The 428-nt window shown below is 67.3% G+C and carries 1 protein-coding gene; it reads right to left on the minus strand.

Annotated features, from left to right (window positions below; translation table 11 throughout):
- Positions 1-140 precede the first annotated feature (140 nt).
- Positions 141-428: ABC transporter substrate-binding protein (locus D7Y04_RS42855; protein WP_147477354.1), on the minus strand; the 288-nt coding region annotated here is incomplete at its 5' end.

A 428-nucleotide genomic window follows, 5' to 3' on the forward strand; every position in this document is an offset into this window, starting at 1 on the left:
CTGGCACAGGGCATCGCGGGCACCCTGGCCACGTACCAGCTCGCCAGCGGGCACTGACGCCCCACCGCTGAACGAACGAAGGCCGGGGCCCCTCGTAGGAGGGACACCCGGCCTCGCTTGCTACCACTCCGACTCGCGGGCTAGTTCGCGCTGCCCTCGGCCTTGGCCGGCGTCGCGGTGGCGCCCTTGGCGGACTTGCCGGCGTTCTCCTTCTCCAGCTGCGCCCGCTTGCTCTTCAGCGTGGTGAGCAGGCCGTCGAAGCCCTTGTCGGCGAGCAGCTTGCGGAACTGGCCCTTGTACGTGTCCACGAGCGACACCTCGTCGGTGATGACGTCGTAGATGCGCCACTCCTTCTTCGCGTCCGTGCGGAAGAGCCGGTACTCGATGGGGATGTTGTCCTTCTTCAGCGTGAGGATGGTGTGGACGGT

Source organism: Corallococcus sp. AB038B, assembly GCF_003668955.1.
GTDB lineage: Bacteria > Myxococcota > Myxococcia > Myxococcales > Myxococcaceae > Corallococcus > Corallococcus exiguus.